The following is a 23,774-nucleotide window of genomic DNA, read 5'->3' as shown; positions in this document are numbered from 1 at the left end:
CCCCAGCGACCCGCGACGCAGCGGAAAACCCCTTGTGCTTATGATGCCAATTCGCTATCGCGCCAGACGCTCAGAGTCACATCCATGTGACTCTGACCCAGCTCAACATCCTGTCTCGCGTTCGTGAGCTCGTCGCTAGGCGACACTCGCCCCTTGTTCGACTGAGCTGCGTCAGCATCTGCCGGACAGGAGTCCCAATGCCGTGAAGGGCTGGACGCCCGTGAACGGCCATGCCTCGCTACGCGATTATCATCAACGCCCTGCGGCCGCTTCGAGCGGGAGTTGGTGCAATTCTGCAATCATAGCGTTGCTTGAAATTGCTTATATACCCACTAACATACGCCTATTTCCCTGGCACAAGCGGGACTGTGACCGTCGAAAACAAGGCCGAATTCTGTTCCCGACAAATTCGGCATTTCCTACGTCCATGTAGGTCAGATGTTTTCGTCGAGGCTACAAGGACGTATTAACGCCGAGTCACAGGATCGCCTGTGCATAAGCCTGCGGCAGGCAATGAGAAACATCCATCGCCGGAAACCCGGCAAGCGCCTAATGTGCAACTTTAGGCTGAAAACTATGGTATGGCGTAAAAACAAAGGCAGCGGAATGCTGCCTTTGGGATCAGAAAATTGAGCGGCCAACGGCCAGCCTGAGTTGCTCCAGCGCTGCCGTTCCGGCGAGTGAGTTGCCGCTGCGGTCAAGCTCAGGCGACCAGACACAGATGGACATGTCACCGGGGATCACCGCGATTATGCCACCACCGACTCCACTCTTGCCCGGCATGCCGACCCGGTAGGCAAACTCACCGGCGCCATCATAAAGCCCGGATGTAGCCAAAAGTGCATTGAGTCTGCGGCTCTGCAGCGGTGATATCAGCGCTTTGCCATCCAATGCCTTACCGCCTTGGACCAGATACATCATAGCCCGGGAAAGATCGGCGCAGCTCATTTTCAAGGCGCAGTAATGGAAATAGCTTCGCAGCACAGTATCCACATCATTGTTGAAGTTACCGAAGGACTTCATCAGATAGGCAATGGCAGCATTGCGGGCACTGTGCTGATACTCGGAATCGGCCACCACCTTGTCGTAGCAGATATGCGGATTACCCGCCAAACGGCGAACCACTTCCAGCATTCTGTGCTTGGGCGCTCCGAGGCGACTCTGCAGCAAGTCGGCGATGACCAGTGCCCCGGCATTGATAAAGGGATTACGGGGAATGCCGCGCTCCAACTCCACCTGCACTAAAGAATTAAATGAGTGACCCGACGGCTCTTTGCCTACCCGGCTCCAGATTTCGCTTTCTTCATAGAGTGTCAGCGCCAATGTCAGGCTGAACACTTTGGAAATACTTTGAATGGAAAAAGGCTCTAAATAATCCCCTGCCCCCACTGTGGTGCCGTCGGCCATGGTGATGGCAATCCCCAGCTTGTTGGCATTGACCCGGGCAAGGGCCGGAATATAATCCGCCACCTTACCCTGGCCAATCAGAGGGCGAACCCTGTCGAGCACCTGCTCAAGCAAGGCCTCGTCCGGGATTAGCTCCACCAAATGTCGTACAGCTCAGTGACTTCCAACTCGCTGATTGGCTGAGCTTCCCAGAATGCCTTGACTGCGCTTCTGTCATCTTCGGTGCACTTGCCAATTCTTTGGGTGGCAATAATGCCTTCCCACTCTCTGTGGCCACCACCGTGGAAGCCCAAGCCTCTAGGTTCTATAACTTCATCAATAAAACGGTCGACCAGGGGATCTATCTGTTCCTCCGACACAGAGTCGGCAAAGCGCCAACTAACGTCAAATCCCAACTCCTGGAATTCATCAACACGCAACTTCTTGCGCAAACGACGACTGCGAATAGCCATACTGCTTCTCCCTCAGGTGTAATTACTCTGTACGTTCGAACATCAGATCCCAAACACCGTGACCCAGGCGCTGGCCGCGGGCCTCGAACTTGGTCAACGGACGATAATCCGGCCGTGGCACTACAGTGCCATCGCTGGAAAGGTTGCGATAGCCGGGGGCGGCATTCATCACTTCCAGCATGTGTTCGCTGTAGTTTTCCCAATCGGTAGCCATGTGGAACACACCACCAATTTTCAGTTTACGGCGCACCAACTCGGCAAAGGCCGGCTGCACTATGCGGCGCTTGTGGTGGCGTTTCTTGTGCCATGGGTCGGGAAAAAACAGCTGCAGCCGCGCCAGAGAATTATCGGCAATGGCATGCTCCAGCACTTCCATGGCATCGTGATGGAATACTCTCAGGTTAGTGACTCCGGCTTCGCCGGCATCGGCAAGACAGGCGCCCACACCAGGCTTGTGCACTTCGATACCGATAAAGTTAAGCTCAGGGGCTTCCTTGGCCATGGTCACCAGTGAGGCGCCCATACCAAAACCTATCTCCAGCACTGTATCTGCCTCACGGGCAAAGACGGCGTTCAAATCCAGAGGCTCGGGAGAATAATCCAGCCCCATGCCGCCCCAATGCGCTTCCAAGGCCTGGGCCTGGCCCTTGGTGAGGCGACCCTCACGCAGCACAAAGCTTCTTACTTTGCGCAGATACTTGCCTTCTTCGTTAAACTCGGCCGTTGTGACTTCGCTCATTTTTGCCCCTAGAGAGGTGTGAAAAAGAAGGGCATTATCCAAAGTTCACCATACAGTGCAAGCCCTGATGCTGAAAAAGTATACCAACAATCCACAAGAACGAAATAAGTCAATCATTTGAGGGGATCAATCTCCTTGTTTCGCCCCTTGGCTGCGGCTACACTGCGCCGATGAACAAAACAGCCTCTTTCGCAGAACGTATCGTAAAATGGTACGACTTGAATGGTCGCAAGACTCTGCCATGGCAACAGCAAAAGACCCCATACAAAGTATGGATTTCTGAAATCATGTTGCAGCAGACCCAGGTCGCGACCGTTATCCCCTACTTCCAAAAATTCATTACCCGTTTCCCCGATGTCGTCAGCCTGGCCAATGCCGACATAGACGAAGTGCTGCATCTGTGGACAGGTCTGGGCTATTACGCCCGCGCCCGTAACCTACACAAGGCCGCCATCAAGGTGCGTGATGAGTTCCAAGGCGAGTTTCCAACCGACTTTGACTCGGTACTGGCACTGCCGGGCATTGGACGCTCAACCGCAGGTGCTGTGCTGTCGCTGTCTTTGGGGCAACATCACCCCATATTGGATGGCAATGTCAAACGGGTACTCGCCCGCCACGGCGCCATAGAAGGTTGGCCCGGGCAAAAGGATGTGGAAAACCAACTCTGGCAGCTGACCGAAGCGCTCACGCCCAAGGCCGAGATCCAAAAATACAACCAGGCGATGATGGATATAGGTGCCACCATATGCACCCGCTCCCGCCCCGCCTGTGACCAGTGCCCGGTCGCCCGCGACTGCAAGGCGCAGCTAATGGGGCGCCAGGGCGACTTCCCCGGCAAAAAGCCGAAGAAGGCGATTCCGGCCAAAGAAGCCTGGCTACTAGTGCTGGAACACGATGGCGAGATCTTGCTGCAGCAAAGGCCTCCCGCCGGGATCTGGGGCGGCCTCTGGTGTTTCCCCGAGTTTGGCAACAGACAAAACCTGCAGCAAGCCGCCAAAGCCTTGGGGCTTGCAGAGCACAGCATCACTGAGCTGCCCGGTTTTCGTCACACCTTCAGCCACTTTCACCTGGACGCCCAGCCTATGTTGCTGCGACTAAAGAGCAAAGTAGCCACAGACATGCTGCTGGACCAAGGTCACAGCGCCCAGAGTAAAGACAGGGTAATGGAACCCAAACCCTGTCTCTGGTATAACTTAAACCAACCTTCCCGGGTGGGACTGGCCGCTGCAACAGAGCGGGTATTGGCCAGCCTGGAACCGAGTCTGACCAAGGAGTAAACATGGCACGCACAGTTAACTGCGTCTATCTCAAGAAAGAAGCCGATGGCCTGGATTTCCAACTGTATCCCGGCGAACTCGGCAAGCGCATTTTCGACAACATCAGCAAAGAGGCCTGGGGCCTGTGGCAGAAAAAACAGACCATGCTGATCAACGAAAAGAAACTGAACATGATGAATGTCGATGATCGCAAACTGCTGGAAGAGCAGATGGTCGCCTTCCTGTTCGAAGGTCAGGAAGTACAGATTGAAGGCTATGTGCCACCGGCAGAAGATGAATAAGGCGCTATAGCTGTAGCGCATTGAGCGAAATGAGAAAAGGCCCTTATGGGCCTTTATCTTTTGCTGTCGCGACGAGATTTATCGGCCAGTTCGTGGCGAATTCAGGCACGAACACCATCCAGGGCTCACCGGCGATATACTCAATTAGCAATGAACTTGGGACCTTGCAGCATCTGTGCTTGTTGACCGCACTCTTGGTGCGGTTGTGTGAGATAAATGCCATAAACGAAACCGGGACAATGAACGTGTTGTCATTGTCCCGGTTTCGTTATTTGGCCCGGATTGGAAAGGTTTCGGGGTTAGTCTGATATGGGGCTAAGGCCACTAAGTTGTTCAGCAATAATGCGATCATACTGTTCCCTATCGTTTCGCACTTTTTCAATTTCCATCACTTTATTGGATAAGAACTCAAGCGGCTTAAAAAACTGATCTCCAACTATTCGGTCAGGTAGCGCGACTATTTTTCTCAGTTTCGATGATAGCTCATTTGCAGTAAGTGCTATTTTAGCAAATTCATATTGTCTAGCTTCGTAAAACTCATCAAAATCTGGTCTTTCCGCTCGATGTTCACGGATGCTATCTATTACCAGCAGTGCCTCTCGTATAGTTTCTGGCATCCATAAAATATCTTTCATCACATTTTGCGGCAGGCAGCGCCAATTAACTTCTGAACCAGGTAATTCAAGTTCAGGATAAGGCACTGATGGGCAGTAATCCCCATGCTCATCCTTCATGCCGTTGTCAGAGCATAGTTTAACGGCATTATCAAAAAAACGATCCAACTGCAGCGTTACCACCACAGCCAAATAATACTGTTCTTGTTTCTTCTGGTTGCGCTTACCCCACGTTCCATAGATAAGGTTAAGCACAAAACCAACAATGACGCCAAGCAGCCCAAATAGTTCCTTTTCCATGAAGATGATCCATTTCAATGTTTAAGTGATAGTTTAAACCCGGTTTAAATCATCCACAAAACCACAAACTGATCCATCCGAGTACCTTTGTGGCAGCTCTGATGGCTGAGCTCTTTAGAATGGCTCTGAGAACGTTAGTCTAAAATCCATAATGCTGACTCATTTTTCCCATCACTACAGACAGAAGTGAGCTAAGTGCTGTGTTCAACTATTTTAGCGGTGATCCTGGCCACGCGTTAGACCACGCAACTCGTATATATGTTTAAACATCTGCATCGCAGATGTGATGGGTGAACACACCTTTGAAAAACGATATCAACCACATAGAAGAAGGCATCAAACAGTAGTGCTACATCAAGATATCAGATTTAGAAGCCTTCCTCTCTAAGAAGCTTTAGTCTCACGATATTTCTTGACGGTGATAAAAGTGCTAAAGGCACAGAAAACAACAGGTTTTTTAGTGGACTGGGAATAGCGTACCTTTCCAGCGACAAGCACATGCGCGCCATCAAGCTCTTCATAATCAGACACATGGAAAGAATCCAGAAACTGCTGTTTGATGTCCCTGAATATCTTTATGCTGAGGCCCTTCCTTGAGTCACTTGCATTTAGCCATAAACCATTATCAGTATACTCATCCTTAGCATCAACGATTACCCCCCCAAAACAAACGCTCTCTACCATCTTCCATCTCCGGAGTTACATCATCAAAATGCACTACCAGATTACGGATAGTATCTTGTACTTTTATTCGGTTCGTTGTGGAATATAAGGTCACGGTTTTTTCTGAGCGCTGAAACTCAGGGAACCGCTTTAAATAAGATAATATTTGTCTTAGTGATCTGCTAGCACTTGATTCTCTTGATATAGCTCCACCACGTCCAACAGCTCCACCAGAGGGGGCCACGTCAAAACCTTCGTCAGGAAGCTGAGGAAGCGGGTCATAATCTAACTTTCCGCCCTTTTGCGTATCTAAGTTGATTCCATACTCTGTTACCAAAGGGATAGCATTTGGTGTTTCGGTACTACCGTCGGATTCATCTTCAACTAGAAAATAGGAAGTACGAAACTCGCATTCACCGTTGTGGTGGTGTGAATTAAAATGGGCGGCCTGGTTGCAGAGCGAAACCAGGCAACGTCCCCACAACCAATGCAAATCAAGCTTGTTTTTAAGTTTGCTCTTACATCTGTAGCCAACTCCGAAAACTTTTCAGCGGTGTAGGTTTGTTCGTTTTTTCCGCAAAGCACAACATCCATGTCACTACCTCTGTTCAGAATTTGGTCTGACTCAAAGGTACCAAAAAATTTCAAAAAAAACATCTATTTCAATTCAAGTGTATGCATGAAACATGTCACATTTCAGAATTTAATTGCTTCACATTGAGCATTCTAAAGGATGCCTTATCTAGGTCCTGGATAACCGGTAGTCTCCCCGAAAAATAACCGCAGCCAAAAGTAAAATTTTCTCGTACATTAGACGCAGGAGATTCGACATGAAAAAATCGCGATACACGGATAGTCAGATTATCGCCATTCTCAAGCAAGCTGATGTAGCAACAGTCCGAGGCGGCTAACTGAATCTTCATTATCTGAAACCGGGGGATGAAGCCTTATGTCACTCACTACAGCGAAGGCCACACCTGAATAAGCTCAAGTGTGGCCTGCAAGCTTATAAGAAGCTATTTACTCTGCCGCCGCCCCAGCAGGATAAAGCCCGCAGCCAACAGGGAAGAGATAAGGATATACACGGCTATGGTGGCCGAGGTCCCGGGCGGGATCAGCTTTATCAGCACACTGACCATAAGGCTTAAGTACAGGCTTTCCAGCGCATAATAGAGCGCCGTTGCCAAACCCGCCGAAGCGGAGAAGGCGAGCAGAGCGCCGTTGGCCGAGACTGCACAAGTCAAGGCAATATTGACTCCAATCAGATACATGGGAAGCATAAAGCCAAGCAAGGTAACGCCAAAGAGCCACTCGCACAGATAGAGGATAAGCCCACTGACAAATAGCCCCGCCAGCCCTCGAAACACTGTGCCGCTGATTCCCCAACGCCTAACCAAAGGCTTGACGAACCTGGTGGTCAGTACCATCACAATCGCCACCGAGCCGAACCAGAGGCTGAACTCGAGTTTACTCAGGCTCAAGGTATCCATCAGCACCGAGGGCGAGGTGGAAAAGTAGGCGAAGAAGGTTCCCATTGCCGTTGCATAAGCCAAGGTATAACCGATAAAAGTCTTGGACCCCAGGATGGTGAACAAGCTATTGAAACGAAACGGCTGGGTTTTGGCCGGCCGGGTTTCTGGCCATTTAAACACTGTGTGCACGGCAACCACGGCAGCGAATATTCCCAGGAAGTAAAATATGCCCTGCCAATGCCACTGCTTTTCTATCAAGGCGCCCAGAAACGGAGCCACTGCCGGTACACAAGCCAACACTGAACCCATGATGGCGTAAACGACTACGCCTTCTTCCCTTTCGGCAAATACATCTCTGACCGTGGCAAACGCCGCAACCAATAGTGCAGACGCGCTCAGCGACTGTAACAATCTCAGTCCCAGGAAGTAATCAAAGTTCGGACTTAAGGGAATAGCCAGGCTGGACAATGAGTACAAGACAGCGCCAATAACGACTATCGGCCTTCTGCCAAACTTGTCCGAGAGGGGGCCAAACAGCAATTGCCCAAGGCCTAGGAGTGCCATATACATGGTCAGCGTCAGCTGAACCTGCTCCCTTCCTACCTTGAAACTTGTGCCGATGTCATTCACTGCCGGAAGGTATAAGTCCATCCCCAGTGAAGCAAGCAGATCGAAAGGTACCAGAAGTACCAAAGAGTATAAGAATGAGTAATTCCAGATATTGTTTCTATTCATTTTTGCGTCCAATTATTGCTAAGAATCTATTCAAGCGATAATTGGACTGCCTTCACTGCTCTCTTCATAATCTAACCTCTATTTTGCGGCGCCTTCGCGCCCGCATGACTATAGCGCCATGTTTGAACTCTGCCAAAGAGCAGCAAACCGGCCGGCGCATATTGGCACAAATAATCTTGGTCTGCCACAGCCAAATAGCGAACGCCATGTCAGCTGTTTTCAGGCCGGGCGCACCTCTATCGATAGCGCTTCCTCGGCCGTTGGCGCCTCAAAATAGGCACTCACCTGCCGAAAGACGGTTTCATTGTCGAAGGCTGCCCGCTCCGGGCATTGAACTCTTCTGAGTGCCAGACGCTCGAGACACAACTCATCATCTGCCTCTAAATAGACCAGCAGATGCTGCGCTCCGGCCGCCTCGGCCAGGGCCTTGAATCCATGACGCTGCACTGCGGTATTAGCCGGGAAGTCCAGCACCACATCGACACCGCAACCGAGTAAGGCCTGAATATGTGCGCTCATAACAGGTTTGAGCCGGGCCGAAAACTTGAGATAGTCGCCAAAGTTTTGGATCTCTTGCGAGAAAAGAGCGGCAAGCCACTGATCTTCACTGATACAGACGGCGTGCCGCTCAGAAGCCAACTCTTGCGACAGAGTCGACTTGCCCGCGCCCATCTTGCCGCAGAAAAAGATCAAGGTACCCACTTGATTCATGCCTGTGTCTCCCTTTGAAACTGATAACGATTCTTTACCAATTGCCCCAACAGCAACTGTGATGACACCAGCTTCAAGTTCACAGAACCAGGCAAGGTATCAAATAGCCGGATCCCGCCCCCCAGCAACACAGGCACTGTGGTAATGGTCAGCTCATCGACCAGAGCGGCGGCAATAAAGGAGCGAATAAGAGCGCCGCCATCGAGATAGATGTTGTGGTACCCCTTTGCATGCAAGGTGCCGAGCATTTCAGTTGCCGAGCCGCAAATTAACTCGGCTTTGCCGGCAAAACCCTCCGGTAATTGCTTGAGACTATTGCTGGCAACAAATACAGGTTTATCGTAGGGCCAGGCATCGAAGGCGGCCACCACCTCAAAAGTGTTGCGCCCCATGAGCAGAGCATCGACCGAAGCCATAAACTCGGCAAATCCCAGATCGCTGCCCTCCGGGTTATCTATTGCCGCCAACCAATCAAGCTCACCATTGGGTCCGGCAATAAAACCATCCAGACTCTGGGCCATATACACCCTATTTTTCATCTAACTACTCCTTTAGCTCCGAACTCAATAACAGAAAGCCCTGTCGATTATTTTCCCTAAGACTCAAAACTGAGCCGATATGGCCTGTCGATTGCCTCCCGCAGATCCGCCAGAGAAAATACCCGCTGCAACTCGGCAAACTTTTCGCCACCAAAATAGACCTGCACCACGGGCAGACTGAAGATACTCATCTGGGCAGATAGCTGCTGGCCAGGGCCCTGACAATCGATATAGGCCGCCTGCAATAGTGGATACTCGTCGGCCAACATGGCGCTTATTCTGGGCTTCAACGCCTGACACACGCCGCAATGCTCGCCGCCGAACAGCAACAATACCGCGGGTTGGCTTTCGAGCAGTTGTTTAAGCTGCTCAAGGGTTTCGATATTCAACATGGTTTCAACTCACAACTCACCGGCGGCCCAAGTACCCGGGCTCTATTGTTTATATTGGCGCTCATTGTGCCATATCGGCGCTGACTTTCGGTGACTTTCGGTGACTTTCGCTGCCAGTTTACAAGCCAAAGAAAAAGGCGCCGACGGCGCCTTCTGTAAAAACTATTGTGGGTTACTGTTTAACCCCTTCAACCACCAGATCAAGTTTAACGTGAGTGGAAGCCGGGCCCAGATCGGTAGTAATCTTGTAATCCTTGAGGGCAAACTCGGTAGAGCCGACAAACCCGGCGCGGTAACCACCCCAAGGGTCCTGCCCTTCACCGATAGCCTTGGCATCTATGGTCAGCGGCTTGGTGACCCCATTGAGGGTAAAGTCACCGGTAATCGCCAATTCGCCATTGCCTTTGTCCTCCACCTTAGTGGACTTGAAGCTGGCCTTGGGATACTTGCCGGCATTGATGAAGTCGGCCGAACGCAAGTGCTTGTCCCGCTCGGCATGGTTTGAATCCAGGCTTTGGGTGTTGATGGTCACATTCACCTTGGCATCTGCCGGGTTGGCCTTGTCAAAGCTGAAGCTGCCTTCAAATTCGTTAAAACGCCCGACCACAAAGCTGTAGCCAAGATGGTTGACTCTAAAGTTGATAGAGGCATGGGCGCCCTGGGTATCAATCACATAGTCGGCGGCATTCACGGCGCAAGGCAATAACAGGGCGCTGCCTAGCAAACCGGCAAACAGGGTCTTTTTCATTTTGCTATCCTCTCTTGAGTTTAATCATCCTGACGAGTGTCTGATCTTTGTCGATAAAATGGTGTTTCAGCGCCGCCAAGGCATGCAGCACCACCAGGGCTATCAAGCTATAGGCGGCGTATTTATGTATCGCCCCGGCGATATCGGCCTGATTGTTAAACAGCTCACCGACACCCGGCAGCTCAAACCAGTCAAATACCGCGATACCCCGGCCATCGGCGGTGGAGATCAATATGCCGCTCAACATAATCAGCAGCAGCAACAGGTAGAGTCCCCAATGCGCCAAACGGGCCGCCTTCTGCAGTAAAGGCTTGTCCGGTATCGCCTGTGGCGACGGGCTCAGTAGTTTCCACAACAATCTGACCAAGGTAAGCGCCAACAGCAAAATGCCGATACTCTTGTGCAGATGTGGCCCCTTCTGATACCAGGCACTGTAATAGGTCAAATCAACCATCCAGTAGCCGAGCCCAAACAGGCCTATCACGGCAATAGCCGATAACCAGTGGTTCAAAATGCTGACAAGGCCGTAGCCCTGACGAGTGTTGGCAAGCATTTTCTATCCTTAAGCTATGTCTTAAGCACATCATATGGAAACTAAATGAAAACTAAAATCATTAAATATTGGCTATTTATTTCGAAATTTTAGAAAGAAGGACAAAAGGTGGACTTAAAGAGCCACAGTGCTGCGGGTAACACGGCAGATTGAGGCAAAGATAGTTTGATGCAATGGGCGGCCTGCTGGCTTTTCAAGCGATATCAGTTTGATTTCAGCTCAAAAAGCCCAATTCTGAGCATTAACTGAGCGAACACAGGATTTATGCCGAAAAAGCACTTGCAGGAAAAAATTCAGAACTATATTATACGCGCACTCCGAACGACACGGGCCTCAACCCCCGGTTCGAAGTAGATGACTGACACTCAGTTCAGTTGCCCGAATAGCTCAGTTGGTAGAGCAGCGGATTGAAAATCCGCGTGTCCCTGGTTCGATTCCGGGTTCGGGCACCACAATTTAGCCGGCATAGCTCAGTTGGTAGAGCAACTGACTTGTAATCAGTAGGTCCCGAGTTCGACTCTTGGTGCCGGCACCATGAAACAGCAAAAACGCCACTCACCGAGTGGCGTTTTTGTTTCTGTAACTGTCTACCGGCCCAACTCCTTGTCTCTAATCATTAATCTTCCCCATGTCGTAGTCATATATAGCTTAGAGCCATAGCAGAACCTGGTATTAAAGGCCTGTTCAAACAAACATCATTCGGAGTGCTTGTTTGAACAGGCCTGACGGTGAAGATTGACTCTGGATGCAGAGGCTATCCGCCCCATTGAAAGTCCATTTTCAGGTTCATCGCCAGTTTAAAACCAGGTCAGATTGCCGGTACCCTAAACCTCTGCCCTTGAATTTCCAGCACCACATCTCTTGGACGGATCTCAACAACCTTTAATATTCCTTTGATACTATCGCCCTCCTGCAATTCGGCACCGTCTACATTCAACCAACGCTTGGAAGGCTCTGAAGCGTATACATGGGCACTGATATCAAATTCAGGCACTTGCAGTTGCAGTCCGGCAGGCAAGCCTCCATAGGGAGGCACCTCTTCCTCAGTTTTGGGAATGGGGTCCAATTCAGGAGGCGATACAGGTTTTTCCGCCGAGTGTCGGTGCTCAACATCGGCTAATGCAGCCTGAAACTGAGCCACCAATTCATCCTGGCGGCGACTCTCGGCACTGGATAGTCCCACATCCTCAGCCGCATCATTGACCTGGCGCTTGAGTGACTCGAGCACTTCAAGTCCGCGGCGGTTGGGATTGGCTCCCAGGATAATCGGCTCCTCATCCGCTGCCTGTATCGCTTGCCGCTGATTTGCAAAAGATGAACTGCCAGACTGAACTTGCTCAAACTGCAGCTCTTTGGCCGCTTCAGCCACACTGGCAGCCAGCGTATCATTATGATTAAGCTCAGTACTCGCTAAAGCCTGACTCTGATTGGCTTCGCCCCTTTGGTTTAGATTTGTGCTACTCACAGCTTGGGCATTTTGAGGCTGTGTGCTCTGCGGCTGTATAGTTTGCGATTGGGTTAGTCGAGATTGAACCACTTGAGCCTGAGGTATAGGTTGAGCCAGAGGCAAAGCAACTTTTCCGGCTAAACGCACCTCAGCAGCCCTCTCGGCCGCTTGGTTTGGTTGCTTGTCTCTTTGAGGATTATCTTGTTTCCTGGCTTGCTGCTGGGCACCCTGTGGCGAGGCTTGCGCCTCAACTGAAGATGTCTCGGGAGACTGAATCTTTTTGCTGTTATCCAACATGTGCCAACCCCAAGCCAGCCCCCCTCCTGCCAGTACAGCGACTACCAATACTGCCAGCGGCTTGAAATAGGCTCTGCCAGATGAAGGTTGACGATATTGCGCCCTGGGGGTCAACACAGGATCCAACTGCTCTCCCATTTCCTGCTGTTTGGCCCGGGTCACCGCATCAAGAAGAATAGACATCAGCTCTCTCCCCCCGCATACAATCTGGGCCCTTGATGGCTCAGATACAGGTTGAGCTGAACCAAAGTCTGGCTACCGGCAATACCGTCCGGCTTCAAACCATGACGACGTTGAAACTGTTGCAACGACTGCTCCAACTCGCTGTCAAAATAGCTCATTAATCTGGCTTGGCGCCCATCTACCTGCGCCAGAGTATTTTCCAGCCACTGCACTTGAGCCAAGCCGGCACTGGGGCCTATCGCCTTGAGCGGATCTTTGGGGGCATCCCAGATAATTTCAAAAGTGCCGCTGAAATGACGGTTGAACCAATCAACACTGACCCAAAGTTGCTGTTCATTGAGTTGTAGCAGTAACTGTTCACCATCTTTAGTAACCAAAGTGCCGTAGAAAGGCTGCTGTTGTTCATCTTCCAGATAGACCACAGCCGGATAATTGAGCCGTAGCAAGGAGTTGAGATTACCCTGCTGCTGATAACAGGCAAGCCCCTGCTGCTCAGCGGCCTGACAAGCGCTGATGCCTGAATATGGCACCTTGTCCCAAAGCGCAAACAGCGCCGCGAAGGCAGTATCTATATTGCGGCTCTGATCTATGGCCTGCGTCAGGATCCGTTGTGCCCGGTTGACAGTGGGCTTATCTGCGCCAGCTGGATTGACAGAAGGATGGTTTACAGCAGCTGGATTACCGGAAACCTGAGTCTGCTTGGCATCTGTCCCTGAATGAAGTTGGCGTCCGGACTGATCTTGGGCCACAGCCTTCTCCGGCTGCGCCAGGAAATAGTAACCACCGGCAAATGCCAAAAGCAGCATAGCGGCAGCAGAAGCCGGTAACCAATAATTACGCTGTTTGATTTTCTCTCCCAGCACCTCTTCGGCGGCAGAGGCCACCATCTTGGCATCAATAGGCGTTCGCGACTGACCATAACCCGCCATCAGTGCTCGCTCACACAAGAGGTTGATAAGCCTTGGAATACCACCACTGAATTTATGCAGCGCCCGAATCGCGCCGCGATTGAACAGGGGTTCGCTACGTCCGGCAACCTGCAACCTGTGCTGCACATAGAAACCCACTTCCTCTTCAGTGAGCGGCAACAGATGGTACCGGGCGGTTATACGTTGCGCCAGTTGCCGCAACTCCTGACGCTTGAGCAGTTGCTGCAACTCGGGCTGACCTATGAGGATCACCTGCAACAATTTACGGGTATCAGTTTCCAGATTGGTAAGCAGACGCAGTTGCTCAAGCACTTCGGCCCGCAGATGCTGGGCCTCATCAATGATCAATACAGTGTTACGTCCGGCCTGATGGTTAGCCAGCAGAAAACCACTGATATGATCGGTCAACTGCTTAAGGGTAGGTGCCTCACCATAAGGAATTTTCAACTCATCACAAAGTGTGGCCAGCAGCTCAAGCTCGGTTAGAGATGGATTGAGGATAAAGGCAGTATCCGTGTTATCCGGTAGTTGCCGCAACAAACAACGGGAAACCGTGGTTTTCCCTGTGCCCACTTCGCCCGTCAGCAGCACAAAGCCCCCCGTCTCTCCCAGGCCATAGGTCAAATGCGCCAAGGCTTCCCTATGCCTGTCACTGAGAAACAGGTAACTGGGATTGGGTGCAATTGAAAACGGGTTATCGTTCAGTCCATAAAAGGCCTTGTACATAGGCACTACCATCCTTCTTTGTTAGAGACTGCTCAGTTTAAGGCAAGGTCATAAATTGTAAAACCCCGGCCGCCATTTATGTGATGCACGGGAAAGTCCCCAGCGGCCCGCTCTCATGGTATCCTGAGGCCATTACCAAAGCAGTCGATTATAAGGAATTCACAAGCGTGCAGATTTATCTGGTTGGCGGAGCGGTACGCGATAAGCTATTGGGTTTGCCTGTCAAAGACAGGGATCATCTGGTCGTCGGAGCGACTCCGGAGCAGATGGTCTCACTGGGATACCGGCAGGTGGGCAAGGACTTCCCTGTGTTTCTGCACCCCAAAACCCAAGAGGAATATGCCCTGGCAAGAACCGAGCGCAAGACAGGCTTGGGATACGGCGGTTTTTCCTGTTATGCGGCGCCCGACGTCACTCTGGAAGAAGATCTATTGCGGCGGGACTTGACTATTAATGCCATAGCCCAAAGTGAGGATGGCGAACTGCACGACCCCTACAACGGCCGAAAGGATATCGAAACCAGGGTGCTAAGGCATGTCTCCCCCGCTTTCGTTGAAGACCCGCTACGGGTACTCAGAGTGGCCAGATTTGCCGCCCGCTTTGCGCCTCAAGGTTTCAGTATCGCCCCAGAAACCCTGGCTCTGATGCAGGAAATTGCCGCCGGCCCCGAGCTTGGCGCACTAACGCCGGAGCGGGTATGGCAGGAACTGGATAAGGTGCTCGGCTGCGAGCAGCCCCAGGTGTTCTTTGAAGTTCTACGTCAGGCCAAGGCTTTACAAGCACTGATGCCGGAAATCGACGCCCTGTTCGGCGTACCGCAACCGGCCAAATGGCATCCTGAAATCGATAGCGGCATTCACACACTTATGGTTTTGGAGCAAGCCGCTAGACTGACCCAGGACAAAGCGGTGCGTTTTGCCGCGCTGGTACACGATCTCGGTAAGGCTTTGACCCCGGCCGACATGCTGCCCAAACATCACGGTCACGGCCAGAAAGGTCTGGCACCTATCCGCAATCTGTGTGAGCGGCTCAGAGTGCCTTCTAAGTATCGAGATCTGGCATTGCTGGTCAGCGATCAGCATCAAAATATTCATAATTTGATGGAGCTCAGACCGGAAACCATAGTGAAAATCTTCGATAAAGCCGATTTCTGGCGCAAGCCAGAGCGCCTGGAGCAACTGGCGCTGGCCTGTGAGGCCGATGCCAAAGGCCGCACCGGGCTTGAACAAGCCCCCTACCCTCAGGCGCAGGCGTTGAGGCAGTTTTTTGCGGTGGCAGCGGCGATAGATGTCAAACCCATAGTAGCAGCAGGGCACAAGGGCCCGGCCATCAGGGTAGAACTTGCTCAGCAGCGGATTGCTGCAGTACGTCAAGAAAAGCAACTGTTACTGAATTCCGCCGCTTCCTGAGAGAAAGGCAAGATATTGACAGTGATAATTTCAGTTATGTTAAAAAAATAGCGAAAAAAACTGGCTATTTTCCCAAAGACTTGGCAATTCAATGAGTATTCGATAAGGTAAAGTGGCCTGTGCGTGAATATTCGTAGCAAAATAAATTGACTATGACATAATTAGGCGGTGTCGGCTGTTTTGCAGTCGAGCCATTAAAAATCCAACCTATCTAAAGGGATTTCTTCATGAACAAAAAAGTACTGATGATTGCTGGCGTAGCAATGACTGCTCTGCTGGGTGGCTGTGCCAACACCACTGCTCTGGAAGAAAGCGTTGCTAACCTGGGCAACAAAGTTGATCAATTATCAGCCGAAGTTAGCTCTCTGAAAGCAGAGCAAGGCAAACTGTCTGCTGACGTTAAAGATGCCAAAGCTGCTGCTATGGACGCTCAGTCTGAAGCTAAGCGTGCTAACGACCGCTTGGACAACGTTGCTTCTCGTTACAAGAAGTAATTCAGTCCCGGATCGGCAACACCAAGGTGTTGCCGATTTGCTTTTCGCTGAAGCCTACAATGGCTTCCATTCAGTCCTGTTCAAGATTCCAGCTAACCTTCACTTTTCAGCCTAAATCCAAGGCTCAAACTCAGTTTCGTTTAATCACCAACAAACGGTAATCCAGCTCCAATCCCTTGATGGCCCGTCCGGCAATCGAGCGCTTCTGCTTTTCACCGGCACGCCAAGCATAAGGGGTGGTTTCCAGAAGCGTCAACGCCTGTTCGCCACTGACATCCAGCGAAAAACTCAAGCTCTCGGTTTCCAGCACTGTCAACTCTGCAGGCAGGCTGATACTGAACTCGCGCAGCTTAAGGTCAGCATTCAATTGTTCACGCAACTGCCATAAGTGCCTGGGCCCGGGTGCCAACATCATAAGATGTGCCCCCGGCTTCATCACCCTGGGGATCTCCTTGCCCTTGAGCTGACCATCGAGCAGAGTCACCAGTGAAAACTGCGCATCTGCGAAGGGCAAACGCTTGGCAACACTGAGAAAAACCTGCGCCTCAGGCAATGCCTTGGCTGCAGCGAAGGCAGCATTTTGCGCATCACAGATTAACAGGCGTTGCAGCTCTTCCGGCAGTTGCAGCATCTGCTGCAAAGCGCCGTCTCCGGCGTTGGGGTCAAGTACAGCTTCACAGTTTTCAGCAAGTCTGGTCAGCTTGAGATTGAGCGCCTGATGCAAAGGCGCCATCAACTCAGACTGCAACAAAAAACGCCGGGCCCGCAACGCCTGGCGCGACAAGGCATGTACCGCCGCGCTCTTGGGCTTGGCCAGCAGCCAATAGCCGTCTTCCTGGCGATCGAAGTGATGTTTGTTGGCGCAGTAAAAACCTCTGGATGCCAGATGTTGCCTGAGTTCACTCTGGCAAACAGGGCACTGAAATTGCACTGAATTCATCTTAAGGCCTCACAGAAAAATAAAGCCGCACAGAAGTGCGCCGAGCGCCAAACGATAGATCACGAAAGGCAGCATGCCCATCTTGCTGATGATCTTCAAAAACAGGTGAATACAGGTGAAGGCCGCGACAAAAGAAAGCACCACACCCAAAATCAAGGCTTGCCAGTCAATCACATGCCCGCCTTCGAGCAGATCTTTGCCCATCAGCAGCGCCGCGCCCAGGATCACTGGAATCGACATCAAAAAAGAAAAACGCGCCGCCGCCTCGCGATTAAGCCCCAGCATCAGGGCCGCAGTCATGGTGATCCCCGAGCGACTGGTGCCGGGAATAAGCGCCAATGCCTGGGCAAAACCTATCATCAATGCCTTGCGCCAACCGGTTTGATACTCAGTAAGTTCAAGCCGAGCCATCTTATCTGACCACCAGAGCAGCAAACCGAATACCACAGTAGTAATGGCGATAACACCCGGCCCCCGCAGATAAGTTTCAACCAAATCTTTGGCCATAAAACCAAAGATGACTGCAGGTATGGTAGCCAGAATAATCCACCAGGCGAGTTTACTCTCGGCGCTGTGATTGCCCTTGAATATGCTGCCAAACCAGGCATTCAGCATAGCTATGATTTCAGCACGGAAGTAGAGTACCACAGCGAGTAGTGAGCCTATGTGCACTGCCACATCGAAGGCCAGCCCCTGATCTTCCCAGCCGAGTAACTGAGAGGGTAAAATAAGGTGCGCCGAGCTGGAAATAGGCAAAAATTCAGTCAGGCCCTGGATCAGGGCAAGGATAATGACCTGTAATGTGTCCATAATTGTCCTTAAAAAATCAGGCCGACAGGCCCCAATCGAAAGCGATAGGCCAGAGCTTCTGACTGGCCTTATCATATTCCTGCCACAACTGCTGGTAGCTGAGTTGTGCCAGAGGATGCTTGGTTTGCGGTGCCAGTTCAGCCAGTGGCCAAAGCACAAAAGCGTTGGTCAGGATCTCGGCTCTGGGTAAAACAATAGGCAGCTGACAGACCTTGTCATCGTAGAGCAGTAGATCCAAGTCAAGAGTCCGCGGAGCAAACTTTTTGGCACCCGGGAGCCGACCGTGGCGCAGCTCTATCTGCTTGAAACAGGCCACCACTTCGGCAATACCGAGTGACGTATGAGCGCCCACCACCATATTGAGAAAGTTGCTGCCCTTGAATCCCACTGATTCACTCTCGTAAACCGATGACAACAGCAGCTCGCCAAAAGCAGCGTGCAGCTCGTGGATAGCTGCACGCAGATAACGTTCCGGGTCGATATTGCTGCCCAGACTGATGTAGATATGTGCCATATTGCCGTTAGATACCACGCTCGATTTCAACACCGACCGCTTTGGCCGAAGGAATGGCGCCGGGCTTCATCACCCGCACCTTGACCCAAGGCACTGCAAATTCACTCATCAGGCAATGGGCTATCATTTCGGCGACGGTTTCAATCAGCTCAATAGGCTTTGCGGTAATCAAGTCGGTAAGACGCTTGCTGACGGTTTCATAGCAGAGCGCCTGGCTGTAATCATCGCTGTCTGCAGCGGCTCTGTTATCCCAAGCCATATCCAGATCAATAAGCAGTGTCTGATGTATCTGTTTTTCCCACTCGTAGATCCCAATAACCGTCTCTATCTGTAATTCCCGTATCAGCACTCTGTCCATAAAATCCCCCCTTAGCAACTGCCGGGCCTGAGGTCAGATAAGCTAACGTCAATAAAACCGCTATAATCCGACGCGTTCCGGAGATATTCACGGCAGCCCCTTTCTACCTGGCCCAATCTTAAGTAGGATAAGGCATTGAAGGACAAGATGAACCCGAAATTTCCAACCACCATTAAGTGGTCAAGATTTTCACCTTGGGTTATCCGGGCAAGGGCTGCATTTTTCAATGTGCGCGATAATACCTTAAGACGAGTAAGGAAACCAATTTGAGTACCATGGTACTGACCCCAATGATGATTGTGGCCGCTTACCTGCTCGGCTCTATCTCCAGCGCCGTGCTGGTGTGCCGCCTCAAGGGTCTGCCGGATCCCAGAGGCAAAGGCTCCGGCAACCCAGGCGCGACTAATGTGCTGCGTATCGGTGGCACCTGGGCCGCCGCCATGGTGTTTTTCTTTGATATGCTCAAAGGGGCTCTGCCCGCTTATACCGCTTATCTGATGGGGATAGATGCCGTCTGGCTTGGGGTGATAGCCATTGCCGCCTGCCTTGGACACATATACCCGATTTTCTTCGGTTTCAAGGGCGGCAAAGGCGTAGCCACAGCGCTCGGTGCCATGGCGCCTATAGGTGAAGGCTTGGCGCTGTGTTTGATGGGTACCTGGTTAGTGGTGGTTTTACTGACCCGTTATTCCTCACTGGCGGCCCTGGTTACCGCCCTGCTGGCACCTTTATATACCTGGTGGCTGGATGACAGATTTACCCTGCCGGTGGCCATGCTATCGACACTGATCATTATCCGCCACAAGGATAATATTCGCCGCCTGCTCAAGGGGGAAGAATCCAAAATGTCGCGCTCCAGGCGCACTAAATAGAAGCAATTGCACGGTTGTAACGACTGTCACAAAAACAGCAAAGGCGCCATTGGCGCCTTTTACTTTTCAGGTTACAGAGGATGAGTTAGCTAGGCTCCTTCAGGAAATCGCCTCCAGGGTATCCAGCGGCCAACGCGGCTGCCCTTTCACCGCCAACGTCTCACGCTCGCCGGCCTTGAGGCGCTGCAAGCCTGCGTAGGCTATCATGGCGCCGTTATCTGTGCAGAACTCGCCTCTGGGATAGAAAACCTTGCCGCCACGACTTTGCATCAACTCGGCCAGTGAGCTTCTCAGACGGGTATTGGCACTGACACCACCGGCAATAACCAAGCGCTTAAAGCCGGTTTGCTCCAATGCGCGGCGGCACTTGATAACCATGGTATCGACCACGGCTTCTTCGAATGCCCTGGCGATATTGGCACGGGTCTGCTCATCATCCGGTTCGGCGGCTATGGTATTGGCGGCGTAGGTTTTCAGTCCCGAGAAACTAAAATCCAAACCCGGTCTGTCGGTCATAGGGCGGGGAAACTTATAACCGGACTTTTCCCCTTTGGCGGCGAGTTTAGCCAATCTTGGGCCTCCAGGATAATCCAGCCCCATCAGTTTAGCTGTCTTGTCGAAGGCTTCACCGGCCGCATCATCTATGGATTCACCCAAGACTTCATAGCTGCCTATGCCTTCTACTTTCACCAGCATGGAGTGACCACCGGAAACCAAGAGCGCCACAAAGGGAAACTCAGGTGCATCCTCTTCCAACATGGGCGCCAGCAGATGCCCTTCCATATGGTGGACACCAACAGCGGGTTTATTCCAGGCAAATGCCAGGGAGCGACCAACGCAAGCCCCCACCAAAAGCGCACCTATAAGGCCCGGCCCCTTGGTGTAGGCGATACCGTCGAGATCTTCGATACGGGTATCGGCCTTGGCCAGTGCTTCACGGATCAGTGGCACTATTTTACGCACATGATCCCTTGATGCCAGCTCAGGCACCACACCACCGTAGTCGGCATGCAACTTGACCTGACTGTAAAGTGCATGGGATAACAGCCCCTGCTCTTCGTCGTAAACCGCTATTCCTGTTTCATCACAGGATGTCTCAATACCTAAAACCCGCATCTATGAAATCTTTCCACCTGAAAAGGGGCGCCAATTCTACCCCTAACCAGGAGATTTCTCCAGTTGTAGGCTAAAGTGAATTTACTTTAGGGACTTTACATTCAGTGCCTGTCGGTTTAAAATTCCGCACCATTTTAAATCCACTTGGGTCAAGTGATTGACTCAATACAAACTTACACCTAAGGGGTGATGGCGTATGCCAATTATTAAAGTACGTGAAAACGAACCATTCGACGTAGCTCTGCGTCGTTTCAAGCGCTCTTGTGAAAAAGCCGGTATCCTGGCCGACGTGCGTGCTCGTGAATTCTACGAGAAGCCAACTACTGCTCGTAAGCGTGCAAAAGCTGCTGCAGTTAAGCGTCTGGCCAAGAAGCTTTCTCGCGAAAACGCACGTCGCGTACGTTTATACTAATTCCTTATGAGCCTGATAGATAAGCTGAAAGACCAGATGAAACAAGCCTTGGTGGCCAAAGAGAAGGTCCGCCTGGGTACGATTCGTATGGCATTAGCTGCCATCAAACAGATTGAAGTGGATACCCGCGAAACTCTGAATGATGAGCAGATAATAGCTGTCTTGACCAAAATGGTGAAACAACGCCGTGATGCCATTGCCCAATATGAGGCAGCGGGTCGTCCGGAGTTGGCAGAAGTCGAAGCAGCAGAGATTCAAGTTATTGAAACTTTCCTGCCACAGCCTCTGAGCGAAAGCGAAATCGCTGCGCTGATTGATGCGGCTATCCAAGATAGCGGCGCCAACACTATGGCGGATATGGGCAAAGTAATGGGAGCGTTGAAATCCAAAGTTCAGGGTCGTGCAGACATGGGTGCAATTAGTGCCCAGATCCGTGCCAAACTGCAATAAGCGGGTTTCCACGTATGAACAAGCCGTGCATCTGCGCGGCTTGTTTGTTTACATCGGTCAAGGGTGCATGACTCAGTCTGATGGCTATACCTCGTGATTTTATCAATGAGCTGATTGCTCGCACAGACATAGTTGATCTAATCGATCACAAAGTACCCCTTAAAAAAGCGGGTAAGAATTATTCTGCCTGTTGCCCTTTCCACAGCGAAAAATCACCCTCTTTCACCGTTAGCAGAGATAAACAGTTTTACCATTGCTTCGGCTGTGGTGCCCATGGCAATGCCATCGACTTCATCATGGAGTATGACCGTCTCGAGTTTCTCGATGCCATTGAGGAGCTGGCAAGCCAACTGGGGCTGGAAGTACCGCGGGAGAATAACCCCAATCGTCGTCGTGACGAAGTGCTCAGCCGCGATCTCTATCAGTTGATGGAAGAGGCTAACAGGTATTACCAAAGCCAGCTCAGACAACACCAGGACAAACAGAAGGTGTTGGACTATCTGGCCTTTCGTGGATTATCAGACCAGGTGGTCGAGCGCTTCGGCATAGGCTTTGCCCCCGACGGCTGGGATGGCTTGCTGAGTCGCTACCGCTCACAACAGGAGTCGCAGGACAAACTGTTGACTGCGGGGATGATTATCAGCAACGACAACGGTAAGCGTTATGACCGCTTCCGTGACAGACTGATGTTCCCGATCCGCGATAGACGCGGCCGGGTGATTGCCTTTGGTGGCCGGGTATTGGGAGATGGTACCCCCAAGTACTTGAATTCTCCGGAAACGCCCATATTTCATAAGGGTAACGAGCTTTACGGTCTTTATGAACTGAAGCAGGCTCACAGAGAACCCCGACAAGTGCTGATTGTCGAAGGTTATATGGACGTGGTGGCGCTGGCTCAATTTGGGGTCGATTATGCAGTAGCCTCCCTGGGGACTTCGACCACAGCCGAACAATTTCAGTTGTTGCTGCGCAGCGCCAAAGAAGTGGTTTGCTGTTATGACGGTGACAACGCCGGAAAAGAAGCAGCCTGGCGCGCACTGGAAACCGCCCTGCCACTGCTTAAGCCCGGCGATACAGTGCGCTTTATGTTTTTGCCCCAGGGGGAAGATCCCGACTCCATGGTGCGTAAGACAGGCAAAGAAGCCTTCGAGGCATTGATAGATGAAGCGCAAACACTGACAGGGTTTCTGTTCGATACCCTGACCACTAAATACGGGACAGACAAGGGCAACTTGGCGAAACAGGCCATAGCTCTGATTGAAAAGATTCAAGATACTGTGCTGCAAAATCTATTGCTCGAAGACCTGTCACACAGGCTCGGCATGAACAGCGCAGATGATCTGAAGAAGAAGCTGGGATTCAAGAGCCCCCAAGGGGTGGCTTCTGCCCGGCATAAAGCGCTTAAGGGCCGGGGTACCCCGCTGCGACTCGCCGTCGCCTTGCTGGTACAACACCCACAGTTGGGGCTGAATTTGATCCCCCAACCGGCTCTTAAGCATTTGCAGATGGCCGGCATAGACTTGCTGGTCGAATTACTGGATTTGACTCGCGCCCAGAAGATGAACAGCGCACAACTACTTGAGCAATTCAGGGATACGGACGAATTTTCCGCCCTGAGAAAACTAGCCCAATGGGAGCATCAAGTGGCGGATGAAAACCTGGAGCAAGAGTTCAAAAAATCCCTGGTATGGCTGAACAATCAATACATTGAGCAACGTTACCAGGAATTAAGTCTGAAACAGACCCATACTAAAGAAGAGAAAATACAGCTTAAGAAGCTAATCGCAGCGATGAAAAGCTGCCAATAAGCTCTCTCAATTTATGGGTCCGGTCGCCGGACTAGCACAGGGATGCGCACATGGCTATAATTGACGATTTGTGCGGCAAGAGCCCAAGGCCGCTGCCCATCGTTGTAACAGTTACCCAACTTGGAT

At 51.5% G+C, this 23,774-nt stretch carries 27 protein-coding genes and 2 tRNA genes; 10 read left to right on the top strand and 19 right to left on the bottom strand.

The window, feature by feature from the left end; genetic code table 11:
- Positions 1-621: 621 nt before the first annotated feature.
- From glsB to trmB, 3 genes are read right to left on the bottom strand one after another with little or no spacing between them, the layout of a single operon-like run.
- On the bottom strand, positions 622-1,536 hold the full coding sequence (glsB, locus tag ACMHXH_RS03805; RefSeq protein ID WP_071476916.1) for a glutaminase B: 915 nt from the start codon (positions 1,534-1,536) through the stop codon (positions 622-624).
- Positions 1,536-1,859, bottom strand: a complete 324-nt coding sequence (locus ACMHXH_RS03800; RefSeq protein ID WP_025009472.1) for a YggL family protein — start codon at positions 1,857-1,859, stop codon at positions 1,536-1,538. Before ACMHXH_RS03800 ends, glsB begins: the two co-directional genes overlap by 1 nt.
- A gap of 22 nt (positions 1,860-1,881) precedes the next feature.
- A complete protein-coding gene (trmB, locus tag ACMHXH_RS03795; protein WP_335912748.1) occupies positions 1,882-2,598 on the bottom strand; it encodes a tRNA (guanosine(46)-N7)-methyltransferase TrmB in 717 nt (238 codons plus the stop codon).
- Between the two features lie 170 nt (positions 2,599-2,768).
- Here trmB and mutY point away from each other — a divergent pair, with 170 nt between their 5' ends.
- The gene (gene mutY, locus ACMHXH_RS03790) at positions 2,769-3,875 is read left to right on the top strand and encodes an A/G-specific adenine glycosylase (RefSeq protein ID WP_144361734.1); all 1,107 of its coding nucleotides are present in this window, start codon (positions 2,769-2,771) and stop codon (positions 3,873-3,875) included.
- Positions 3,876-3,877: 2 nt separating this feature from the next.
- Positions 3,878-4,156: an oxidative damage protection protein gene (locus ACMHXH_RS03785; RefSeq protein ID WP_039034915.1), complete on the top strand. Its 279-nt coding sequence runs from the start codon at positions 3,878-3,880 to the stop codon at positions 4,154-4,156.
- A gap of 299 nt (positions 4,157-4,455) precedes the next feature.
- Here ACMHXH_RS03785 and ACMHXH_RS03780 read toward each other — a convergent pair whose 3' ends face one another.
- From ACMHXH_RS03780 to ACMHXH_RS03740, 9 genes are all read right to left on the bottom strand, one after another.
- The gene (locus ACMHXH_RS03780; protein ID WP_208146571.1) at positions 4,456-5,070 is read right to left on the bottom strand and encodes a hypothetical protein; all 615 of its coding nucleotides are present in this window, start codon (positions 5,068-5,070) and stop codon (positions 4,456-4,458) included.
- A gap of 384 nt (positions 5,071-5,454) precedes the next feature.
- A complete protein-coding gene (locus tag ACMHXH_RS03775; protein ID WP_335912744.1) occupies positions 5,455-5,754 on the bottom strand; it encodes a hypothetical protein in 300 nt (99 codons plus the stop codon).
- Positions 5,717-6,226, bottom strand: a complete 510-nt coding sequence (locus ACMHXH_RS03770) for a hypothetical protein (RefSeq protein WP_335912742.1) — start codon at positions 6,224-6,226, stop codon at positions 5,717-5,719. Before ACMHXH_RS03770 ends, ACMHXH_RS03775 begins: the two co-directional genes overlap by 38 nt.
- 523 nt (positions 6,227-6,749) lie before the next feature.
- Positions 6,750-7,940: a multidrug effflux MFS transporter gene (locus ACMHXH_RS03765; protein WP_335912740.1), complete on the bottom strand. Its 1,191-nt coding sequence runs from the start codon at positions 7,938-7,940 to the stop codon at positions 6,750-6,752.
- Positions 7,941-8,159: 219 nt separating this feature from the next.
- Positions 8,160-8,651 carry an AAA family ATPase gene (locus ACMHXH_RS03760; RefSeq protein ID WP_144361736.1) on the bottom strand — a complete coding sequence of 164 codons (492 nt, stop codon included), beginning with the start codon at positions 8,649-8,651 and terminating at the stop codon, positions 8,160-8,162.
- Positions 8,648-9,190, bottom strand: coding sequence for a dihydrofolate reductase family protein (locus ACMHXH_RS03755; RefSeq protein WP_044733973.1), 543 nt, complete (start codon positions 9,188-9,190; stop codon positions 8,648-8,650). The genes ACMHXH_RS03760 and ACMHXH_RS03755 overlap by 4 nt, the downstream gene beginning before the upstream one ends.
- A gap of 56 nt (positions 9,191-9,246) precedes the next feature.
- Positions 9,247-9,582 (bottom strand): thioredoxin family protein, encoded by a 336-nt coding sequence (locus ACMHXH_RS03750; RefSeq protein ID WP_144361737.1) that lies wholly within the window; start codon positions 9,580-9,582, stop codon positions 9,247-9,249.
- Between the two features lie 172 nt (positions 9,583-9,754).
- On the bottom strand, positions 9,755-10,330 hold the full coding sequence (locus ACMHXH_RS03745; RefSeq protein WP_028779012.1) for a YceI family protein: 576 nt from the start codon (positions 10,328-10,330) through the stop codon (positions 9,755-9,757).
- A gap of 4 nt (positions 10,331-10,334) precedes the next feature.
- Positions 10,335-10,883: a cytochrome b gene (locus ACMHXH_RS03740; protein ID WP_071476904.1), complete on the bottom strand. Its 549-nt coding sequence runs from the start codon at positions 10,881-10,883 to the stop codon at positions 10,335-10,337.
- Between the two features lie 376 nt (positions 10,884-11,259).
- On the opposite strand from ACMHXH_RS03740, the gene ACMHXH_RS03735 reads away from it, so the two are divergent.
- Together ACMHXH_RS03735 and ACMHXH_RS03730 are read left to right on the top strand one after the other, a co-directional pair.
- Positions 11,260-11,335, top strand: a tRNA-Phe gene (locus ACMHXH_RS03735).
- 7 nt (positions 11,336-11,342) lie between these two features.
- Positions 11,343-11,418: transfer RNA gene (locus ACMHXH_RS03730), tRNA-Thr, on the top strand.
- A 273-nt stretch (positions 11,419-11,691) separates the two neighbouring features.
- Here the strand turns inward: ACMHXH_RS03730 and ACMHXH_RS03725 are convergent.
- Positions 11,692-12,810 carry a general secretion pathway protein GspB gene (locus ACMHXH_RS03725; protein WP_226684737.1) on the bottom strand — a complete coding sequence of 373 codons (1,119 nt, stop codon included), beginning with the start codon at positions 12,808-12,810 and terminating at the stop codon, positions 11,692-11,694.
- Positions 12,810-14,465, bottom strand: a complete 1,656-nt coding sequence (locus ACMHXH_RS03720) for an ExeA family protein (protein WP_335912736.1) — start codon at positions 14,463-14,465, stop codon at positions 12,810-12,812. The genes ACMHXH_RS03725 and ACMHXH_RS03720 overlap by 1 nt, the downstream gene beginning before the upstream one ends.
- Positions 14,466-14,632: 167 nt before the next feature.
- On the opposite strand from ACMHXH_RS03720, the gene ACMHXH_RS03715 reads away from it, so the two are divergent.
- Together ACMHXH_RS03715 and ACMHXH_RS03710 are read left to right on the top strand one after the other, a co-directional pair.
- A complete protein-coding gene (locus ACMHXH_RS03715) occupies positions 14,633-15,874 on the top strand; it encodes a multifunctional CCA addition/repair protein (RefSeq protein WP_413737629.1) in 1,242 nt (413 codons plus the stop codon).
- A 227-nt stretch (positions 15,875-16,101) separates the two neighbouring features.
- Positions 16,102-16,368: an Lpp/OprI family alanine-zipper lipoprotein gene (locus ACMHXH_RS03710; RefSeq protein WP_025010519.1), complete on the top strand. Its 267-nt coding sequence runs from the start codon at positions 16,102-16,104 to the stop codon at positions 16,366-16,368.
- Positions 16,369-16,498: 130 nt separating this feature from the next.
- On the opposite strand, the gene ACMHXH_RS03705 is transcribed toward ACMHXH_RS03710, so the two are convergent.
- From ACMHXH_RS03705 to folB, 4 genes are read right to left on the bottom strand one after another with little or no spacing between them, the layout of a single operon-like run.
- On the bottom strand, positions 16,499-17,308 hold the full coding sequence (locus tag ACMHXH_RS03705) for a putative RNA methyltransferase (RefSeq protein ID WP_039034921.1): 810 nt from the start codon (positions 17,306-17,308) through the stop codon (positions 16,499-16,501).
- A gap of 9 nt (positions 17,309-17,317) precedes the next feature.
- Positions 17,318-18,118 carry an undecaprenyl-diphosphate phosphatase gene (locus tag ACMHXH_RS03700; protein ID WP_319618907.1) on the bottom strand — a complete coding sequence of 267 codons (801 nt, stop codon included), beginning with the start codon at positions 18,116-18,118 and terminating at the stop codon, positions 17,318-17,320.
- Between the two features lie 16 nt (positions 18,119-18,134).
- Positions 18,135-18,632 carry a 2-amino-4-hydroxy-6-hydroxymethyldihydropteridine diphosphokinase gene (gene folK, locus ACMHXH_RS03695; protein ID WP_319619953.1) on the bottom strand — a complete coding sequence of 166 codons (498 nt, stop codon included), beginning with the start codon at positions 18,630-18,632 and terminating at the stop codon, positions 18,135-18,137.
- 7 nt (positions 18,633-18,639) lie between these two features.
- The gene (gene folB, locus ACMHXH_RS03690) at positions 18,640-18,990 is read right to left on the bottom strand and encodes a dihydroneopterin aldolase (RefSeq protein ID WP_039034924.1); all 351 of its coding nucleotides are present in this window, start codon (positions 18,988-18,990) and stop codon (positions 18,640-18,642) included.
- 275 nt (positions 18,991-19,265) lie between these two features.
- On the opposite strand from folB, the gene plsY reads away from it, so the two are divergent.
- Positions 19,266-19,862 carry a glycerol-3-phosphate 1-O-acyltransferase PlsY gene (gene plsY, locus ACMHXH_RS03685; RefSeq protein ID WP_373297541.1) on the top strand — a complete coding sequence of 199 codons (597 nt, stop codon included), beginning with the start codon at positions 19,266-19,268 and terminating at the stop codon, positions 19,860-19,862.
- Positions 19,863-19,961: 99 nt separating this feature from the next.
- Here the strand turns inward: plsY and tsaD are convergent, their stop codons facing one another.
- Positions 19,962-20,978, bottom strand: coding sequence for a tRNA (adenosine(37)-N6)-threonylcarbamoyltransferase complex transferase subunit TsaD (gene tsaD / locus ACMHXH_RS03680; RefSeq protein WP_039034926.1), 1,017 nt, complete (start codon positions 20,976-20,978; stop codon positions 19,962-19,964).
- A gap of 196 nt (positions 20,979-21,174) precedes the next feature.
- On the opposite strand from tsaD, the gene rpsU reads away from it, so the two are divergent.
- From rpsU to dnaG, 3 genes are all read left to right on the top strand, one after another.
- A complete protein-coding gene (rpsU, locus tag ACMHXH_RS03675) occupies positions 21,175-21,390 on the top strand; it encodes a 30S ribosomal protein S21 (RefSeq protein ID WP_006080725.1) in 216 nt (71 codons plus the stop codon).
- A gap of 6 nt (positions 21,391-21,396) precedes the next feature.
- Positions 21,397-21,840 (top strand): GatB/YqeY domain-containing protein, encoded by a 444-nt coding sequence (locus tag ACMHXH_RS03670; RefSeq protein WP_071476911.1) that lies wholly within the window; start codon positions 21,397-21,399, stop codon positions 21,838-21,840.
- Positions 21,841-21,920: 80 nt separating this feature from the next.
- Positions 21,921-23,648 carry a DNA primase gene (gene dnaG / locus ACMHXH_RS03665; RefSeq protein ID WP_413737626.1) on the top strand — a complete coding sequence of 576 codons (1,728 nt, stop codon included), beginning with the start codon at positions 21,921-21,923 and terminating at the stop codon, positions 23,646-23,648.
- The last annotated feature ends 126 nt before the right edge of the window (positions 23,649-23,774 follow it).

The sequence above is a fragment of the Shewanella sp. BJSY2023SW001 genome (assembly GCF_047314685.1).
Classification (GTDB): domain Bacteria; phylum Pseudomonadota; class Gammaproteobacteria; order Enterobacterales; family Shewanellaceae; genus Shewanella; species Shewanella indica.
Note: the sequence above shows the minus strand (reverse complement) of the source record. Positions and strands in the feature narration are given on the sequence as shown.

What these genes read in the sequence shown, in the direction of transcription:
- ACMHXH_RS03800 (WP_025009472.1), bottom strand. Translation starts at nt 1,859, where the DNA reads ATGGCTATTCGCAGTCGTCGTTTGCGCAAGAAGTTGCGTGTTGATGAA.
- trmB (WP_335912748.1), bottom strand. Translation starts at nt 2,598, where the DNA reads ATGAGCGAAGTCACAACGGCCGAGTTTAACGAAGAAGGCAAGTATCTG.
- mutY (WP_144361734.1), top strand. Translation starts at nt 2,769, where the DNA reads ATGAACAAAACAGCCTCTTTCGCAGAACGTATCGTAAAATGGTACGAC.
- ACMHXH_RS03785 (WP_039034915.1), top strand. Translation starts at nt 3,878, where the DNA reads ATGGCACGCACAGTTAACTGCGTCTATCTCAAGAAAGAAGCCGATGGC.
- ACMHXH_RS03780 (WP_208146571.1), bottom strand. Translation starts at nt 5,070, where the DNA reads ATGGAAAAGGAACTATTTGGGCTGCTTGGCGTCATTGTTGGTTTTGTG.
- ACMHXH_RS03775 (WP_335912744.1), bottom strand. Translation starts at nt 5,754, where the DNA reads ATGGTAGAGAGCGTTTGTTTTGGGGGGGTAATCGTTGATGCTAAGGAT.
- ACMHXH_RS03765 (WP_335912740.1), bottom strand. Translation starts at nt 7,940, where the DNA reads ATGAATAGAAACAATATCTGGAATTACTCATTCTTATACTCTTTGGTA.
- ACMHXH_RS03760 (WP_144361736.1), bottom strand. Translation starts at nt 8,651, where the DNA reads ATGAATCAAGTGGGTACCTTGATCTTTTTCTGCGGCAAGATGGGCGCG.
- ACMHXH_RS03755 (WP_044733973.1), bottom strand. Translation starts at nt 9,190, where the DNA reads ATGAAAAATAGGGTGTATATGGCCCAGAGTCTGGATGGTTTTATTGCC.
- ACMHXH_RS03750 (WP_144361737.1), bottom strand. Translation starts at nt 9,582, where the DNA reads ATGTTGAATATCGAAACCCTTGAGCAGCTTAAACAACTGCTCGAAAGC.
- ACMHXH_RS03745 (WP_028779012.1), bottom strand. Translation starts at nt 10,330, where the DNA reads ATGAAAAAGACCCTGTTTGCCGGTTTGCTAGGCAGCGCCCTGTTATTG.
- ACMHXH_RS03740 (WP_071476904.1), bottom strand. Translation starts at nt 10,883, where the DNA reads ATGCTTGCCAACACTCGTCAGGGCTACGGCCTTGTCAGCATTTTGAAC.
- ACMHXH_RS03725 (WP_226684737.1), bottom strand. Translation starts at nt 12,810, where the DNA reads ATGTCTATTCTTCTTGATGCGGTGACCCGGGCCAAACAGCAGGAAATG.
- ACMHXH_RS03720 (WP_335912736.1), bottom strand. Translation starts at nt 14,465, where the DNA reads ATGTACAAGGCCTTTTATGGACTGAACGATAACCCGTTTTCAATTGCA.
- ACMHXH_RS03710 (WP_025010519.1), top strand. Translation starts at nt 16,102, where the DNA reads ATGAACAAAAAAGTACTGATGATTGCTGGCGTAGCAATGACTGCTCTG.
- ACMHXH_RS03705 (WP_039034921.1), bottom strand. Translation starts at nt 17,308, where the DNA reads ATGAATTCAGTGCAATTTCAGTGCCCTGTTTGCCAGAGTGAACTCAGG.
- ACMHXH_RS03700 (WP_319618907.1), bottom strand. Translation starts at nt 18,118, where the DNA reads ATGGACACATTACAGGTCATTATCCTTGCCCTGATCCAGGGCCTGACT.
- folK (WP_319619953.1), bottom strand. Translation starts at nt 18,632, where the DNA reads ATGGCACATATCTACATCAGTCTGGGCAGCAATATCGACCCGGAACGT.
- folB (WP_039034924.1), bottom strand. Translation starts at nt 18,990, where the DNA reads ATGGACAGAGTGCTGATACGGGAATTACAGATAGAGACGGTTATTGGG.
- plsY (WP_373297541.1), top strand. Translation starts at nt 19,266, where the DNA reads ATGGTACTGACCCCAATGATGATTGTGGCCGCTTACCTGCTCGGCTCT.
- tsaD (WP_039034926.1), bottom strand. Translation starts at nt 20,978, where the DNA reads ATGCGGGTTTTAGGTATTGAGACATCCTGTGATGAAACAGGAATAGCG.
- rpsU (WP_006080725.1), top strand. Translation starts at nt 21,175, where the DNA reads ATGCCAATTATTAAAGTACGTGAAAACGAACCATTCGACGTAGCTCTG.
- ACMHXH_RS03670 (WP_071476911.1), top strand. Translation starts at nt 21,397, where the DNA reads ATGAGCCTGATAGATAAGCTGAAAGACCAGATGAAACAAGCCTTGGTG.
- dnaG (WP_413737626.1), top strand. Translation starts at nt 21,921, where the DNA reads ATGGCTATACCTCGTGATTTTATCAATGAGCTGATTGCTCGCACAGAC.